This is a genomic window from Paraburkholderia oxyphila NBRC 105797 (assembly GCF_000685075.1).
Taxonomy (GTDB): Bacteria; Pseudomonadota; Gammaproteobacteria; order Burkholderiales; family Burkholderiaceae; genus Paraburkholderia; species Paraburkholderia oxyphila.
In genome coordinates, this window is record NZ_BAYD01000311.1 from 1 (window position 1) to 503 (window position 503).

The 503-nt window shown below is 60.6% G+C and carries 1 pseudogene; it reads left to right on the forward strand.

Annotated elements, in window-relative coordinates:
- Positions 1-2 precede the first annotated feature (2 nt).
- Positions 3-503: pseudogene (locus BO1_RS49145) on the forward strand (IS5-like element ISButh5 family transposase); the annotation flags it as partial.

Below are 503 nucleotides of genomic sequence, written 5' to 3' on the forward strand. Positions count from 1 at the left end.
CGGTGAAGCTGGAAGACTTCGTGCCGGCCGATCACCCGTTGCGGCCGCTTCGGCTGCTGGTCAATCAGGCACTGAAGCGGCTCAATGGACTGTTCAGCACGATCTATGCAGACAGCGGCCGAGCATCGATTGCGCCCGAGAAACTGCTGCGCGCGCTGCTGTTGCAAGTGTTTTACTCGGTGCGTAGCGAACGCATGCTGATGGAGCAAATGCGCTACAACCTGCTGTTCCGCTGGTTCGTCGGGCTGGCGATTGAAGACGCCGTCTGGGACCACTCGGTATTCTCGAAGAACCGCGATCGTCTGCTCGAGCACGAAGTGGTGGAAGCGTTCTTTACCGAAGTCATGAGCTTGGCCGACAAGCAAGGGCTGCTGTCCAGAGAGCACTTCTCGGTCGATGGCACGCTGATCCAGGCATGGGCCAGCCACAAGAGCTTCCGACCCAAGGATGGCTCGGACGATCCGCCGGCCGGCGGTGGCCGCAATGTCGACACCGACTGGAAG